The organism is Phenylobacterium sp., from assembly GCF_037968635.1.
In the GTDB taxonomy this organism is placed as follows: Bacteria; Pseudomonadota; Alphaproteobacteria; order Caulobacterales; family Caulobacteraceae; genus Phenylobacterium.
Genome location: NZ_JBBKVV010000201.1, coordinates 31,821 through 47,402, shown reverse-complemented (window position 1 = coordinate 47,402; position 15,582 = coordinate 31,821). Strand labels below are relative to the sequence as shown.

Below are 15,582 nucleotides of genomic sequence, written 5' to 3'. Positions count from 1 at the left end.
GGGCGGTGGCCTCGGCGGCGGTCAGCCTCCAGCCCAGGGCCAGGGCGGCGAAACCGGCCACGCCGACGAGCAGGCGCGGGGCCAGTCGCAGGGTCGGACGTCGCGGATCGAACTCGTGCATCGTGCCCCCGTTACTTGTATCGCACTAACCAAGCTTGACCTTGGCTAGTTCAAAATGGCGCATCTGGCAGGTAAGCCAGCAAAACGCAGGCCGGGCCATCGTGACCCCCCTTGGTTAACCGTATGTGACCCGGCCGTGGACTGGTCCTTTTGTCACGGGAGAAGGGTCATCCTACGGGATTGCGGCGACATCTGGTCGCCAGGATTGCTTAGACAGGCCTCCTCTACAGAAGACTAAGCACGAGCTCCGCCGGACGGCACAGGGCGGCTCCCTTGGGCGTGACGACAATAGGCCGATTCACCAGGATGGGGTCGAGGATCATGGCGGCGAACAGCACCTCGTCAGAGGCGGCCGGGTCGCTCAGTCCCAGTTCGTCGGCCCGGGTCCCGCGCACGCGCAGGATGTCGTGGGCGCCGACCCCCATGGCCTTGGCCAGGTCGTGGAGCTGATCTCGCGTCCAGCCGACCTTCACATACTCCACCACAGTGGGCTCCAGGCCCTTCTCGCGCAGCAGGGCCAGCGTGTTGCGCGAGGTGCCGCATCCGGGGTTGTGATAGATGGTGATGTCGCTCATCGGAGCCTTTTAGACCTTCCGCGTCACCAGGTGAACCGTTGCTCGCCCGTGACGATGGTGGAACCGGAGATGGCGTTGCCCGACACCTTGGCCGGCATCTTCGCCAGCGGCTTGGCGTCGGAGGGCCAGCGATCTGTGACGGTGGCGTAGCGGGCGTCGATCACGCCAGGCCCCTTGGCCCGGAAGCCGATGGCCACGCCCTCGGCGGCGCCTTGCCAGTGGATGCGGGTCCATTGGCCTGGTTTGGTCAGAATCTTGGCGGGGCGGCCGTTGACCGTCGCATCGGTCAATTTGCCGGTGGGCCGAAGGTCCAGGGTGATCGCGCGCGCGCCGGGCGGCGGGACGATCTTGACCTCCAGCGAGCCGTCGATCACGCGGTTCAGCACGACAGCTGGGGGTGTCGGGTTCACCGGCTTAGCCCAGGCCGACAGGGCGCCGCCCGCCGCGCCGCGCCATCCGATGGGGGGATCGTCCTTCACGATATGCCCCCCGTCAGCCTTCAAGGCCGCGCGCGCCCAGTCGGGCGGGTTGGGGGCCAGGCTGAAGCGTTTGGCCTGTCCGGTGGCCCCCTGGACCACATAGGCGACGATGGCCGGCTGCGGGTGGCGGGCGCTCCAGGGCGGGATCACCCGGACCAGCCCGACAAGGGCGAAGCCCACCAGGAGCACAATCAGCGCCACCGTGCGCGGCCGGGTCTCCTCCGGATCGGCCTGGATCAAGGGCCAGAGCAGCAGGGCGGCGAGCCAGACGAACAGCGCCTGTATCTCCACCATGTCGATACCGATGAAGACGCCGTGGGCGAAGGACAGCACCCACTGCAGGGCGAGCGCCGCCAGCACGGCCACGACGACCGGGACGGCCACGGGCCGCCAGGTTCCCATGGCGCTGATCGCGCCCGCCAAGGCGGCGATACCCAGGGGCCAGGCGATCAGGAAGGCGGCGGTCGGCGCCATGATCTGCAGCGCAAGAGCGGCGAGGAAGGCCAAGGCCAGAACGCCTGTCCAGGTTCCCGCCACGCCGGCGGGACGTCCGAAGGCCAGTAGCGCGACCACGGCGCCGGCGCCGCCGACGCCCAGTCCGATGAGGTTCCAGCCGGAAACGGCGGTGCACAGGAGGCCGGCCAGCAACGCCAGGCCCGCCGCGGCCAGCCGCATCCGGCCCCGACCGACGGCGGCGGCTGAGAACAACAGCGCCCCGATCCCCACCACCAGCAGGGCCAGCTCCCAAAGATGGACGTTTGCCAGCAGCTTGGCCTGTTCATAGAATCCGAAACCAGCGCCCGTGATCCGGCGGGCCAGCATCAACAGGGTCGCCGACGTCAACAGCAGGTAGAGGGCAGCGCCGGCCCCCTTGGCCACATCTGGCCAGGCGAACGCGTCGACCTGTCGGGCGCGCCACGCCCCCAACGCCACAAGGGCGAGCGTCAAGGCCAGCACACCCCAGCCGGCCAGCGGCGGATAGGCCAGGAGGTGCGAGCCGATGGTGTTGGCGTAGACCTTGTCTGGCGTCTTGCCGGGCAGGGCCGGCGCGAAGGCCACCTCGCGCGCCGTGGCCAGCACCTGGTCGCCCAGATGCTGCACGCTGCCCTGGCTAAGGTTCTCGGGCGTGGAGACCGGGGAGTGATAGTCGAACTGACGGGCGATGAAGGCGTAGTTCATGCCCGCGATTCCGGCCTTGCGGGGCACGGTGAAGTCGGTGTCGTTGGGAAGCTGCTTGTAGAGATAGACCGTCAGGGAGCTGGAGGTCGGCGAGGTCGAGACCCTGCGGAACATGTCGATCACCGCGCCGTTCGCCGCCGAGGTCTCGAACATGTTGGCCTGGCCCCCACCGCCACGGCTTTCCATGTTGATCACGAACCCGATGCGGCCAGCCAGGGGATGGCTCTGGAAGAAGGCCGTGGCGCCCAGAAGGCCCGCCTCCTCGCCGTCGGTGAGCAGCAGGACCACGTCGCGGGCGGGCGTTCCCTCCGCCTTGAGGATGCGCATGACCTCCAGGGCGGCCGAGACGCCAGCCGCATCGTCGGCCGCGCCGGGAGAGCCTGGGACGCTGTCATAGTGGGCCATCAGGGCCAGGGCGGGCGCGCTTCGATCCTTGCCGGGCAGGACGCCGATGATGTTTTCCACCACCCCGCCGATCACCAGCGGCTCCTTGCTGGCGAGCTCCTGGAAGGCGTCGACGCGCTGGATCTGGGGCGAGAGGCCAAGTTGGGTCATCCGGGCGGTCAGATAGTCGCGGACTGCGTAGTTGGCCGGCGAGCCCACGGGATGAGGCGCCTTGGCGATCACCCGGTCGTCAACCATCGCGCGTCCGGCGGAGAAGACCCCAGCCGGAGCGTCGAGCCCCAGGGGCTTGGGCGTCATGCTGGCTATGGCCGCCGCGATGAGGGCGACCACGAACACCACGGCCACCAGGATATCTTTTCTCAACGCAACGCCCCCCGAGCTCAGGCGGCGGACGTTAGCGGCTAGGGGGCCTAGGACGCAAACCCCGGCACGCGTGAGGCGCAAACAGAAACGCCCGCCGATGAGGGCGGGCGCTCTGCCGAATTCCTGGACGTGGAGTGCTTGGCGGTATCCTGCCTGTTAGGCGGCGACAGCACTCTCTTGCGGGTCGCGCAGCACGTAGCCGCGGCCCCAGACAGTTTCGATGTGGTGCTTGCCGTCGGCGGCCGCGGCCAGCTTCTTGCGCAGCTTGCAGATGAACACGTCGATGATCTTCAGTTCCGGCTCGTCCATGCCGCCGTAGAGATGGTTGAGGAACATCTCCTTGGTGAGCGTGGTGCCCTTGCGGAGCGAGAGCAGCTCCAGCATCTGGTATTCCTTGCCGGTCAGGTGGACGCGGCTGGCGTTCACTTCAACGGTCTTGGCGTCGAGGTTCACGGTGATGTCGCCGGTCTTGATGACCGATTGCGCGTGGCCCTTGGAGCGGCGGACCACGGCGTGAATGCGGGCGACCAGTTCGTCCTTGTGGAAGGGCTTGGTCATGTAGTCGTCGCCGCCGGCGCCGAAGGTCTTAACCTTGGTGTCGATCTCGGCGGAGCCCGAAAGGATCATGATCGGGGTGTTGATCTTACCGACCCGCAGGGTGCGCAGAACGTCCATGCCGCTCATGTCGGGGAGGTTCAGGTCCAGCAGGATAAGGTCGTAGTCGTAGATCTTTCCGAGATCCACGCCCTCTTCACCCAGATCCGTCGTGTAGACGTTGAAGCCTTCCGACTTGAGCATCAATTCGATGCTCTGCGCGGTGGCGCTGTCGTCCTCGATCAACAGTACGCGCATAAAATTCTCCTGAACCGACCGCGCCTAAATTTGGATTCGTTCGGAATCCACGTCGTCACTCACGGCCATCTTGCCAGTGAGTTAATTTAAGACCGGTTAATGATGAAGGGCCTCTGCCCGAATCGTTAACTCGATTTCGGATTCGCCAGCAAGCGCCGCTTCTGGGCGGCGAGACGCCGGCGGGTTGAATCTTTTGTGATTGGACAGGGTTCGCTCTGCGTCGGGCGGGCCGCCGTCGGCGCCAGGCCAAAACCCTTGAGGCGTATGACGGCGCGGCGCGCGAGCGGAACCTTGAGTCCGTTCAATAGCTTGAGTCTGAGGTTGCGGCCGTCGCGGGCCACCTCAGGGATCGGGTCCCGCGCCACCCACCAGGATCGACGCGGCTGATGGCCTTGGCGGCCGGTGCGCGAGGCCGCGTCCGAAAGCCGCATCAAGATTAATTCCAATCCGGCCGCCGTGCTGGCCGGCCGTCGTGATCCTCCACCTGCCGGCGAACCCTGTTGCGTCCGAAGCGGGCGCGGAGCCGTCGCTCGCCGTCTTCGTCTGGCCCATTTCCAGCGGAACAGCCCCGCGCCCAGGGCGTTTGGAGGAACGAAGCCCTTGTATTTGAAAGCACGCCCCATGCCCGCTCCCTTCGCCAAGTCCGACCGTATCAACCTCGCCCCGGTTCTCACCGATGACCTGGAGGCCGGCGCCGCGCCCCTTGGCAGTGCGGCCAACGACGCTGTGACTGGGGACCGGCTGGCGGACACCGAAGCCAAGACCAGGCCGACCTTCCGTGAACACGTGAAGGCCCACCCGATCCTGGCCATGGCTCTGGGCGGCCTGGCGATCGGGGCCATCGCGGCCATCGCCGGTCGCGGAACCATCGCGCGCACCGCCAAACCCCTGCTGGCCGGCGCCATCCGGCCCGCCCTGATCCGCGCCGCCGCCCGGCGGCCGCTGAGCACGGCCAAGCTCGCCGCGCGGTATCCGCGGGCGGCTGCGCGCATCGCCGCAGGCCTGCGGCGGATGGGGTGATCTTCACCACCGGTTAACGGCGTCGGGCGGAGTCTCTGGGGGCTGAAAAGTTCCCCCGGAGTTCCCCGTTTTGCGCAACCTCGTCGCGGCCGTCGAGCGTATCGATCCGCTGACCGTTTCAGGCCGCGTCGCGGCGGTGAACGGGCTCCTGATCGAAGCCCGCGGCGGGCTTACCCGTCTGTCGGTGGGCGCGCGCGCGGCGATTGAGCGCCGGGCCGACACCCCCCTTCAAGCCGAAGTCGTCGGCTTCCGAGAAACCCGCGCCCTGCTGATGCCTTTCGGCCCGGTCGAGGGCGTGGCGCCGGGCGCCGAAATTCGCATCGATCCCATGGGCTCGGCCGTGCGCCCGACCCGGGCCTGGCTTGGCCGCATCATCGACGCCTTTGGCGAGCCCATAGACGGGCTCGGTCCGCTCCCACAGGGCCCGGCGGCCTATCCGCTTCGCGCCGCGCCGCCCGCCGCCCATGCGCGTGGCAGGGTCGGCGCCCGCCTGGACCTGGGCGTGCGGTCCATGAACGTCTTCACCACCTGCTGCCGTGGCCAGCGCCTGGGCGTCTTCGCCGGGTCCGGGGTCGGCAAATCGGTGCTGCTATCCATGTTGGCCAAGGAGGCCGACTGCGACGTGGTCGTGGTGGGACTGATCGGTGAACGGGGCCGTGAGGTTCGCGAATTCATCGAGGAGACCCTCGGCGAGGAGGGCCTGAAGCGGGCCATCGTTGTGGTGGCCACCTCAGACGAGCCGGCGCTGAAGCGCCGGCAGGCCGCCTATATGACCCTGGCGATCGCCGAGTTCCTGCGCGACCAGGACCTCGAAGTCCTGTGCATGATGGACAGCGTCACCCGTTTCGCCATGGCCCAGCGCGAGATCGGCCTGGCCGCCGGCGAGCCGCCCACCACCAAGGGCTATACCCCCACCGTCTTCACCGAACTGCCCAAACTGCTGGAGCGCGCCGGTCCCGGACCGGTTCGTCCCGACGGCACCACGGCGGGACCGATCACCGGCATCTTCACCGTGCTGGTGGACGGTGATGACCACAACGAGCCCATCGCCGACGCCGTGCGCGGTATCCTCGATGGTCACATCGTCATGGAGCGAGCCATCGCCGAGCGGGGCCGCTTCCCGGCCATCAACGTGCTGAAGTCCATCAGCCGGACCATGCCGGGCTGCCACGAACCCCACGAGCGCCAGATCGTCACCAACGCCCGCCAGACGCTGTCGGCCTACGCCAACATGGAGGAGCTGATCCGCATCGGCGCCTACCGCGCCGGCGCCGATCCCGCCGTCGACAGGGCTATCGCCCTCAATCCGCAACTGGAAGCCTTCCTTGGCCAGGACAAGGACGAGGCCACCAGCCTCGACGAAAGCTTCGCACTCCTGGCCGAGATTCTGATGAGTGAGGCCGCATGAGTTGGGCTGACAGTCTGATCAAGCTCTCGACCTACGAGGTCGAGATTCTGCAGAAGCGCCTGGGCGAGATCGCCGATCGGCGCATGGCCGCCGAGATGAAGCTGGTCCTGCTGGAGGCCGAGGGCGAGGCTGAAGCCGAGCGTGCTCGCGAGGACGCCGAACACGGCTGGTATCAGGTGGGCTTCCTGGAAGGCCTGCGGGTTCGCAAGGCCGCCGCCCAGATCGACATCGACCGGATCGCCGACGAGGAGGCCGGGGCCCGAGACGCGCTCTCCCTGGCCTTCGAAGAGCAGAAGAAATACGAGCAGGTGGCCGAGGGCATCGCGCTCGCCCGCCGGAGGGAAGTGGCCAAGCAGGAAACAGCGGCTCTCGACGAGCTGGGTTTGCGCCGGGCCGTCGGCGCGCGATGACCGCCGGCGTCCACCGCCGGGCCTTCATCGGCTCGGCCCTGGCGCTGGCGGCCTGCAATCCCAAGGCCGACGCCCAGACCGCGCTGGTCAGCATTCCGCCCCTGAAGAGCATCGCGCCCTTCCCGGTGGGCGCCTGCATCCAGTCCGTCCACCTGCAGGACCCGACCCTGGTGCGGCTGCTCACCGAGCAGGTCTCCCAACTCACACCGGAGTGGGAGATGAAGATGGAGTACATCGCCCAGGCGGACGGCTCTTTCCGCTTCGAGGGTCCCGACCAGATCGCCGCCTTCGCCAAGGCTCACGGCCTTCGCCTCTTCGGACATACCCTGGTCTGGTACGATCAAGCCCCGGCGGCCTTTACGGAGCTTGATGAGAGCCGGGTCAGCTTCGCCGACGCCTACCGCAACTACATCCTGGCGGTCGTGGGCCGCTATCGTGGCCAGGCCGTGGGCTGGGACGTGATCAACGAGACTGTCGAGGACGACGGCAGCGGCTGGCGCGATAGTCTCTGGGCCCGCAAGTTGGGCAAGCTGCAACACATGGTCCTGGCCTTCCAGCACGCCCGCGAGGCCGACCCGGGCGCGGTGCTGTTCCTCAACGACTTCTTCCTGGAAACCCATCCGAAGAAGCGCACCGCCTTCCTGAAGCTGGCGGAGGCCTTGCTGAAGGCCGGTGCGCCACTCGGCGGCCTGGGCACCCAGACACATCTGGCGGCCGGCGATCAGAAGGGCCTGATCAAGGCGGCCATCGCCGACCTCGCCTCCCTGGGCCTGCCGATCCACATTTCCGAGATGGATGTCTCCCTGCAGGAGGGCGGCAACCGCAACGAGCGTCTGACCCGTCAGGCCGATCTCTACCGTGAGGCGGCCGAGGCCTTCTCGGCGCTGCCACAGCGCCAGCAGTTCGCCTTCACCACCTGGGGCCTGCGGGACCGGGAGTCCTGGCGGAAACGCGAAGACGGCGCCGACGCGCCGCTGCTGTTCGACATCAATGGGGATCCCAAGCCGGCCGCGCAGGCCTGGGTCCAGGGCCTGGGCTGACCTACCGCTGTTGCGAAGGCGGCGGCGGCGCGCGGACCGAGTGTTCGGCGTCGGCGGCTTGGCGAAGCGCGTGCAGATCGTCGCTGAGGCGGAACAGGGCCACATAGAGTTCGCAGAATGAGCGCCACAGCAGCACCAGGGCGCCCACCACCAGGAACCCGCCCACCAGGACGCTGGCGGCCAGCAACAGGCCCATCAGCAGTTCTTCGCGTAGGGCGACGCCGACGGCGGTGCCGATGACCCCGAAGGCGATCAGGGCGATGACACCCAGGCCCGCCCAATAGATCAGATGGATGACCTGGTTGGTCATCAGGTGCTCAAAGGTCAGCAGGTCCCAGAACAGGCTGGCCCCCGCGCCGCGCCGGGAAGTGGGTTTGGATGGTCGCATGCGATGTCCAAGCTCGGAGCCGACAATCGCCCCGTGGGCGAAACCGCTACCAGTCGAAAAGCGCGCCTGCAACGGCGCACACGTTTAGCGCGCCTAGATCGTCCCGACGGTCTTGAGGCGGGCCTTGGGGTGGACCTCGTTCTGGCTCATCACCGGCGTCTGGCCGCGGAAGCGTTCAATGATCGAGCGGACATAGGGGCGGACCTGAGGGCTGGTGAGCAGCACCGGTGAGTCGCCGTTCAGCGCCGCGCGCTCGAAGCTGTCGCGGACGCCACGGATGAACTCCTGCAGGCGCGAGGGCGCGAGGGCCAGTTGCTTCTCGTCGCCCGAACCGATCAGGGCGTCGGCGAAGGCGTTCTCCCATTCAGCCGACATGGTGATGATCGGCAAGGCGCCGTCCTCGCCACGGTGGGCGAAGGAGAGCTGGCGGGCCAGGCGGCCGCGAACCTGTTCCACCAGCAGGGTGATGGACTGGGTGTGCGGCGCGGCTTCGCCGATGCCTTCCAGGATCGAGGGCAGGTCGCGGATCGAGACCCGCTCCTTGAGCAAGGCCTGCAGCACGCGCTGGATGGTGGTCGCCGAGACCACCTGGGGGACCAGGTCATCCACCAGCTTCTTCTGCTCGGCCGGCAGGTCCTTCAGCATCTTCTGCAGCTCCGCATAGGAGAGCAGATCGGGCATGTTTTCCTTGAGGATCTCGGTCAGGTGCGTGGTCAGCACCGTGGCAGGATCGACGATGGTGTAGCCACGGAAGGTGGCTTCCTCGCGCAGGCTGTCGTCCACCCAGGTGGCGGGCAGGCCAAAGGCCGGTTCGCGGATGTGCTCTCCCGGCAGGTCCACCTGGCCGCCGCGCGGGTCCATCGCCATCAGGGAGCCCAGCCGCACCTCGCCGCCGCCGGCCTCCATCTCCTTGATGCGGATCATGTAGCCCTGAGAGGCCAGCCTCATGTTGTCGAGGATGCGCACCGCGGGCATGACGAAGCCGTAGTCGGTGGCCAGCGTCCGTCGCAGGGCCTTGATCTGGTCGGTCAGGCGTCGGCCCTCAAGGTCGTTGATCAGCGGCAGCAGGCCGTAGCCCAGCTCGATCTTGATCTCGTCGATGGCCAGGGTCTGGCTGATCGGTTCTTCCTGCTCCTCGGCGGTGGGAGCCGCCACGGTCAGCGCATTCTGTTCAGGCGCTATCGGCCGGGCGTGGCCGCGTCTCCAGGCCAGCAGGCCCGCGGCGAGGGACACGATGGCGAAGGGAATGATCGGCATGCCGGGGATCAGGGCGACGATCCCCGACGTCGCAGAGACCATGCCCAACGCGACCGGGTTCATGGCCAACTGGGTGACCAGGGCCTTGTCGGCCGAGCCGTCGACCCCGGCCTTCGACACCAGGAAGCCGGCGGCGATGGAGATGACAAGGGCGGGGATCTGGCTGACCAGGCCGTCGCCGATGGTCATGATGGTATAGGTCGCGGCGGCCTGTCCGATCGGGACCTTGTGCTGGATCACCCCAATCAGGATCCCGGCGATGACGTTGATAGCCACGATAATCAGGCCGGCGACCGCGTCGCCGCGCACAAACTTCGAGGCGCCGTCCATGGCGCCGAAGAAGGTCGATTCCTGCTCCAGCTCCTTGCGGCGCTTCTTGGCCAGGTCTTCGTCGATCAGGCCCGAGGAGAGATCGGCGTCGATGGCCATCTGCTTGCCGGGCATGGAGTCCAAGGTGAAGCGGGCGGCGACTTCGGCGATCCGGCCCGAACCCTTGGTGATGACCACGAAGTTCACGATCACCAGGATGGCGAAGACGATCAACCCGATGGCGAAACTGCCGCCGGTCATCAGTTCACCGAAGGCGCCGATGACCTTGCCGGCCCCGTGCGCACCCTCGTGACCGTGGCCCAGGATAAGGCGGGTCGAGGCGATGTTCAGCGCCAGGCGGAACAGGGTGGTGACCAGCAGCACCGTGGGGAAGGCGGTGAATTCCAGCGGTCGGCTGATCAGCAGCGAAGTCATCAGGATCAGCACGGCGCTGGTGATCGACAGGGCCAGAAGCGCGTCCAGCACGAAGGCCGGGATCGGCAGGATCAGCAGGACGACGACGCCGATGACGCCGATGGCCAGGGCCACCTCACCACGCGCGATCCAGCTCCACACCTCTCCGGCGGAGGGGCGGTTCGTGCCGTAACCTGCGGGGACGTCAGCCATGGATGGAATCCGAAGCGCCCGCCCTCCGGAGAGGACTGGCGGAGAGCGAAGAGGTCAGGCGATCAGGCGGCGTGCGCGCCCATGCCCTGGGGTGCGGGAACCGAAACGCCGGCCTCGCTGTACTCCTTGAGCTTGTTGCGCAGGGTGCGGATGGAGATGCCTAGGATGTTGGCCGCGTGGGTGCGGTTGCCCAGGCAGTGCTCCAAGGTGTCGATGATCAGCTGCTGTTCCATGGTCGCCACCGTCTGGCCTACGAAGTTGCGGGTCGCCGATTCCGCGGCGGTGGCGGCGGCATAGGCCGTGCGCGAGCCGGGGTCGGGGGCGGCCAGGGGCTGGCCGTCCGGCAGTCGGATGGCGGCCTCGTCGATCTCCGGACCGATGGCCAGGAGGACGGCGCGGTGCATGGCGTTTTCCAGCTCCCGAACGTTGCCCGGCCAGCGGTGACCGGCCAGGCGGCGCTTGGCCTCCCCCGACAGCGGACGCTCGGCCACGCCATTGGCGGCGGCGTACTTCTTGACGAAGAATTCGGCCAGGGCGACCACGTCGCCGGGCCGCTCGCGCAGGGCCGGCAGGCGCAGGTTCACGACGTTGAGCCGGTAGAGCAGGTCCTCGCGGAAGCTGTGATCCTTCACGGCCTGAACCAGGTCCCGGTTCGAGGTGGCCAGAATCCGGATGTCCACCTTCACCGGCTTGGAGCCGCCGACCCGGTCGATCTCGCGCTCCTGGATGGCGCGCAGGAGCTTGGCCTGCAGGCGCACGTCCATTTCCGAGATTTCGTCCAGCAGCAGGGTGCCGCCGTTGGCTTCCTCGAACTTGCCGATGCGGCGGGCGAGAGCCCCGGTAAAGGCGCCCTTCTCGTGGCCGAACAGCTCGCTTTCCAGCAGGTTCTCCGGGATGGCCGCGCAGTTGACCGAAATGAAGGGCTTGGACGCCCGGCGCGACTTCTGGTGGACGTAACGGGCGATAACTTCCTTGCCCGAGCCGCTTTCTCCGGTGATCAGGATCGAGGCTTCCGAGCCCGCCACCTGGTCGGCCAACGAGATCACCGCCTGCATGGCGGCGTCGCGCACCACCATGGGCTTGTTGTCGTCGGAGACGGCGGCCAGAACCGCGGCGATCATCTCCGCCTCGGGGGGCAGGGGGATGAACTCCTTGGCGCCCGCCCGGATGGCGTCACCGGCCCGTTTGGGATCGGCGTCGACCCCACAGGCCACCACCGGCACCCGGATCCGCTCGGCCTCGTTGGCCGCGATCAGGGCGGCGATGTCGAGGTCATAGTCCACCAGCAGGAGGTCCGCCCCCTGACCCGCGCGCAGGGCGTGGGTGCAGGCTGCGATGGTCTCCACGTGACTGACCTTGGCGCCCGCCGACATCGCCATCTTCACGGCGGTGGACAGTTGTCCATTCAGTTTTCCGACGACCAGAAGCCGCATATCAAATCTCCTCAGACTCCAGGGGCCGTCAGGCCGCCGAGTCCCCGTCCTTGATGATTTCCGTCATGGTCACGCCCAGGCGTTCGTCGACGATCACGACCTCGCCCCGGGCGACCAGACGGTTGTTGACGTAGATGTCGATGGCCTCGCCGACCTTGCGATCCAGTTCCAGCACGCTCCCGGAACTGAGCTGCAGCAGCTGGGCGACTGACATGGTGGCGCGGCCAAGCACCGCGGAAATGGAGACCGGGACGTCGAAGACCGGCGCCAGGTCGGTGGCGGTCTTGTCCTCCATGTCCATCGACATGTCGGCGAGCGGATCGCCGGGGGCGAATTCGTCGAACTCAAGTCCGTTCTCGGCCATGGGGATTAGCCTTCACTTCCAGGAATAAGGGGTTCGGCGTGCAGACCCTCGGCGGCGAGCGCCGCTTCCAGGACCACCGCCACGCGTTCAGCCGCGGCGGCGGGGTCGTAGGCCGCCGCGCCGTCGCCGAAGTCGAGGGTGAAGGCCGCGCCGCTGAGACCGGCGCCCTCCTTGATGTGGATCGCGCCGGTGTAGCCGATGTTCTGGGCGACATCGGCCAGCAGGGGCTCCAGCACGACAGCGAGATCGGGGGAGGCCGACACCATCAGTCGCGGGGCGGCCTCGATCTCGCGGGCCAGGGATTCCAGGGCGGCCTGAATCGGGGCCTCCGGGAAGCGGGCCAGGGCGGCGTCAGCGATGGCCTTGGCGCAGGCGAGCGCCAGGTGGGCCGAGCCCAGCCGGTGCTCGTGGGCCACCTCCGCCAGGGTCGGCAGAGCCGCGCGGGCGGCGTCGGCGACGCGCGACAGGGCCTGGGCCTGGAGGGCCGCCATCGAGGCCAGGCCCTGGCTTTCGCCGGCGGCGAAGGCGGTCTGGCGCACGGCCTCAACCTCCTCGGCGGTGTAGGCGCGCTTCGGCCTCGGCTGAGCGAAGGCCACCTCGCCCGCGCCGTCGAAGACGGTATCGAAGCCGAACTTTTCGTGGGGAATGTCGCTGGCCATCAGTAGATCAGCTCATCGTCGCTGCCGGCGCCGGCCAGCATGATCTCGCCCTTGGCGGCGAGGTCCTTGGCCACCTGGACCATCGCCATCTGCGCCTGATCGACGTCGCGCAGGCGTACCGGGCCCATGCTTTCCATATCGTCGCGCATGATCTTGGCGGCGCGCTCGGACATGTTGGAGAAGAACATCTCCCGCAGGGAGTCGGAGGAGCCCTTGAGGGCCAGGCCCAGCTGGTCCTTCTCCACGGCCCGCAGCAGGGTCTGGACGCCGCCCGGATCGAGCTTGGAGAGGTCCTCAAAGACAAACATCAGGGCGCGGATGCGTTCGGCGCTCTCACGGTTGCGCTCTTCCAGGGCGGCGATGAAGCGCGCCTCGGTCTGCCGATCAAAGGCGTTGAAGATGTCGGCCATCATCTCGTGGCTGTCGCGCTTGGACGTGCGCGCCAGGTTCGACATGAACTCGGTCCGCAGGGTCTGCTCGATCTTGTCGAGGATCTCGCGCTGGACCGGCTCCATCCGCAGCATGCGGGTGACGCATTCCAATGCGAAGTCTTCCGGCAGGGCGGCCAGCACCCGGGCGGCGTGCTCGGACTTCACCTTGCTCAGCACGACGGCGACGGTCTGCGGATATTCGTTCTTCAGGTAGTTGGCGAGCACCGCCTCGTTCACGTTGCCCAGCTTGTCCCACATGGTGCGACCCGCCGGACCGCGGATCTCCTCCATCAGGGTGTCGACCTTCTCGGCCGGCAGGAAGGCGGCCAGCAGGCGTTGGGTCTGCTCGAACGAGCCCATGATCGCGCCGGCGCCGGACATGCCGGAGATGAAGTCCACCAGCAACTGCTCGACCACCGAGGCCGCCACGTTGCCGAGGCCGGCCATGGCCTGGGAGATCTCCTTGATCTCCTCGTCGTCCAGCTGCTGCCAGATGACGCCGTGGTCCTCGCCCAGCGCCAGCAGGACAACGGCAGCCTTCTCCGGCCCGCTGAGGCGGGACACGTCGGTGATCGCCTTGCCTTTGGAGGCGACGGCCATCAGGTGGTCTCATGCAGCCAGGTGCGCAGCAGCGACACCGACTCTTCAGGATGGCTGTCGACGAACTCGGCGACGCGCTTGACGGAGGAGGCCTTCACCTGGCCCTCGATACGGGCGATGTCGATCCGCTGCTCCAGCTCATTGCCGGGGCCGGGCAGGGCCAGGGGCTGGCCGGTGGACGGATCGACGGCGACCTGCATCGGCTGGCCGTCCGCGGTGGTGACGATGCGGGTCATCTGCGGGGCGCTGGCCATGGTCAGGGCCGGGAGGCCGCCGCCCACCGAGCCGCCACGGCCGCCGCCCGCGCCCAGCATGGGGCGGACCACGAAGATCATCATGGCGAGCGCCACAATGGCCATCACGCCCAGCTCAGCGGCGCGCATGATGTCGTTCTTGTCGAAGCCCATCAACGGGCTGGCGGCCGTCGTCCCATCGGCGTCGACGGTGGAGGGGAAGCGGACGTTGACCACGGTCACCTGATCGCCCCGGGCCTGGTCATAGCCGACCGCGGTGCGCACCAATTGCTCCAGGCGCTGCATCTCCTCGGCGCTGCGAGCGGTATAGGCGCCGGGCTTGCCATCCTTGGCCGGGGCGGTGACGCCATCGACGGCCACCGCGACGGAGATGCGCTTCAGCTGGCCAGGTTCCTTCACCTCGGTGCGGGTGGTCTTGGAGATTTCATAGTTGGTGGTGGATTCGGTGCTGCCGCTGTTGGACACGCTGTTGTCGGTTTCCGCACCGGGCGCGCCGGGGATATTGGCTGTGGCCGAGACCTGGCCCGCCGAACTGGGGCCGTTCTCCTTGGCGTTCTGTTCGGTCGTCGATTCAGACCGGATCACCTGACCGTCCGGGTCGAACTTTTCCTCAGCGATGGTGATGCGTGACAGGTCGAGGTCGGCGGTGACGTTCACGCGGGCCTTGCCGGGGCCGACCATGCCCTCGACCAGAGCCTTGATGGTCTTGGTGATGCGTTGCTCCACGTCACTCTTGCGGCCGTCGGCGGCCATGGCGTCGCCGGCCTCGCCGCCGGAAAGGGTCTTGGCGTGCTGGTCCACCACGGTGACGCGGTCGGGTTTCAGGTTGGGAACGGCGCCGGCCACCAGGTTCTGCATGGCGCGCACCTGGTCGGCGCCGGGTTCACGCCCCCCAACCCCGATGCTGACGGAGGCCGACGGCTGTTCGGCCTCTTCCTCGAACAGTTCGCGCTTGGGCAGGACCAGGTGGACGCGGGCCGAGGTGATGCCGTCCAGGGCCTGAATGGTGCGGGCCAGCTCGCCTTCCAGGGCGCGCTGGCGGTTAAGCTGCTGGACGAAGTCGGTCTGGCCCATGGCGTTGGCGTTGTCGAAGATCTCGTAGCCCACCGAGCCTGAGGTCGGCAGGCCCTTGCCCGAGAGCAGCAGGCGGGTGGAGCCCACCCGGTCGCGGCCCACCAGGATCGTCGAGCCGTCGCCCTTGATTTCGTATTTCACATTGGCCTGGTCGAGGGCGGCGGTGATGGTGCCGGCCTCCTTCAGGTCCAGGTTCGAATAGAGCAGGGACTTGGGCTGACCGAGGTTCATCGAGAGGGCGACGATCGCGGCCACCACCCCGATGCCGACGCCCAGCATGGCGGCGACCCGTCCGAGACCGAACCGTTGCAAGGCGGCGACGAAACTGTTCAACG

General features: G+C 67.7%; 14 protein-coding genes. 4 read left to right on the top strand and 10 right to left on the bottom strand.

Annotated features, from left to right (window positions below):
• Positions 1-344: 344 nt before the first annotated feature.
• The 3 genes from arsC to AAC997_RS21160 all read right to left on the bottom strand — a co-directional run bounded on the left by arsC (position 345) and on the right by AAC997_RS21160 (position 3,973).
• The gene (arsC, locus tag AAC997_RS21170; RefSeq protein ID WP_340647691.1) at positions 345-695 is read right to left on the bottom strand and encodes an arsenate reductase (glutaredoxin); all 351 of its coding nucleotides are present in this window, start codon (positions 693-695) and stop codon (positions 345-347) included.
• Between the two features lie 23 nt (positions 696-718).
• Complete coding sequence (locus AAC997_RS21165; protein WP_340647690.1) at positions 719-3,121, bottom strand: M20/M25/M40 family metallo-hydrolase; 2,403 nt, start codon at positions 3,119-3,121, stop codon at positions 719-721.
• A gap of 156 nt (positions 3,122-3,277) precedes the next feature.
• Entirely contained in the window at positions 3,278-3,973 is a 696-nt protein-coding gene (locus AAC997_RS21160; protein ID WP_340647689.1) for a response regulator transcription factor, read from the bottom strand.
• Positions 3,974-4,594: 621 nt separating this feature from the next.
• Here AAC997_RS21160 and AAC997_RS21155 point away from each other — a divergent pair.
• The 4 genes from AAC997_RS21155 (at position 4,595) to AAC997_RS21140 (ending at position 7,851) form a co-directional block, all read left to right on the top strand.
• The gene (locus AAC997_RS21155; RefSeq protein WP_340647688.1) at positions 4,595-4,993 is read left to right on the top strand and encodes a hypothetical protein; all 399 of its coding nucleotides are present in this window, start codon (positions 4,595-4,597) and stop codon (positions 4,991-4,993) included.
• 70 nt (positions 4,994-5,063) lie between these two features.
• Complete coding sequence (fliI, locus tag AAC997_RS21150; RefSeq protein WP_340647687.1) at positions 5,064-6,401, top strand: flagellar protein export ATPase FliI; 1,338 nt, start codon at positions 5,064-5,066, stop codon at positions 6,399-6,401.
• The gene (locus tag AAC997_RS21145; protein WP_340647686.1) at positions 6,398-6,811 is read left to right on the top strand and encodes a flagellar export protein FliJ; all 414 of its coding nucleotides are present in this window, start codon (positions 6,398-6,400) and stop codon (positions 6,809-6,811) included. The genes fliI and AAC997_RS21145 overlap by 4 nt, the downstream gene beginning before the upstream one ends.
• Positions 6,808-7,851, top strand: a complete 1,044-nt coding sequence (locus tag AAC997_RS21140; protein ID WP_340647685.1) for an endo-1,4-beta-xylanase — start codon at positions 6,808-6,810, stop codon at positions 7,849-7,851. Before AAC997_RS21145 ends, AAC997_RS21140 begins: the two co-directional genes overlap by 4 nt.
• Before the next feature lies 1 nt (position 7,852).
• Here AAC997_RS21140 and AAC997_RS21135 read toward each other — a convergent pair whose 3' ends face one another.
• The 7 genes from AAC997_RS21135 to fliF form a co-directional block, all read right to left on the bottom strand.
• Entirely contained in the window at positions 7,853-8,239 is a 387-nt protein-coding gene (locus AAC997_RS21135; protein WP_340647684.1) for a DUF4282 domain-containing protein, read from the bottom strand.
• Between the two features lie 93 nt (positions 8,240-8,332).
• The gene (flhA, locus tag AAC997_RS21130) at positions 8,333-10,432 is read right to left on the bottom strand and encodes a flagellar biosynthesis protein FlhA (protein WP_340647683.1); all 2,100 of its coding nucleotides are present in this window, start codon (positions 10,430-10,432) and stop codon (positions 8,333-8,335) included.
• A gap of 62 nt (positions 10,433-10,494) precedes the next feature.
• Positions 10,495-11,865: a sigma-54 dependent transcriptional regulator gene (locus AAC997_RS21125; protein ID WP_340647682.1), complete on the bottom strand. Its 1,371-nt coding sequence runs from the start codon at positions 11,863-11,865 to the stop codon at positions 10,495-10,497.
• Between the two features lie 28 nt (positions 11,866-11,893).
• Positions 11,894-12,229: a flagellar motor switch protein FliN gene (fliN, locus tag AAC997_RS21120; protein ID WP_340647681.1), complete on the bottom strand. Its 336-nt coding sequence runs from the start codon at positions 12,227-12,229 to the stop codon at positions 11,894-11,896.
• A gap of 5 nt (positions 12,230-12,234) precedes the next feature.
• Entirely contained in the window at positions 12,235-12,888 is a 654-nt protein-coding gene (locus AAC997_RS21115; RefSeq protein WP_340647680.1) for a flagellar assembly protein FliH, read from the bottom strand.
• The gene (gene fliG / locus AAC997_RS21110; RefSeq protein WP_340647679.1) at positions 12,888-13,919 is read right to left on the bottom strand and encodes a flagellar motor switch protein FliG; all 1,032 of its coding nucleotides are present in this window, start codon (positions 13,917-13,919) and stop codon (positions 12,888-12,890) included. Before fliG ends, AAC997_RS21115 begins: the two co-directional genes overlap by 1 nt.
• Positions 13,919-15,580 (bottom strand): flagellar basal-body MS-ring/collar protein FliF, encoded by a 1,662-nt coding sequence (fliF, locus tag AAC997_RS21105; RefSeq protein ID WP_340647678.1) that lies wholly within the window; start codon positions 15,578-15,580, stop codon positions 13,919-13,921. The genes fliG and fliF overlap by 1 nt, the downstream gene beginning before the upstream one ends.
• Positions 15,581-15,582: the final 2 nt, after the last annotated feature.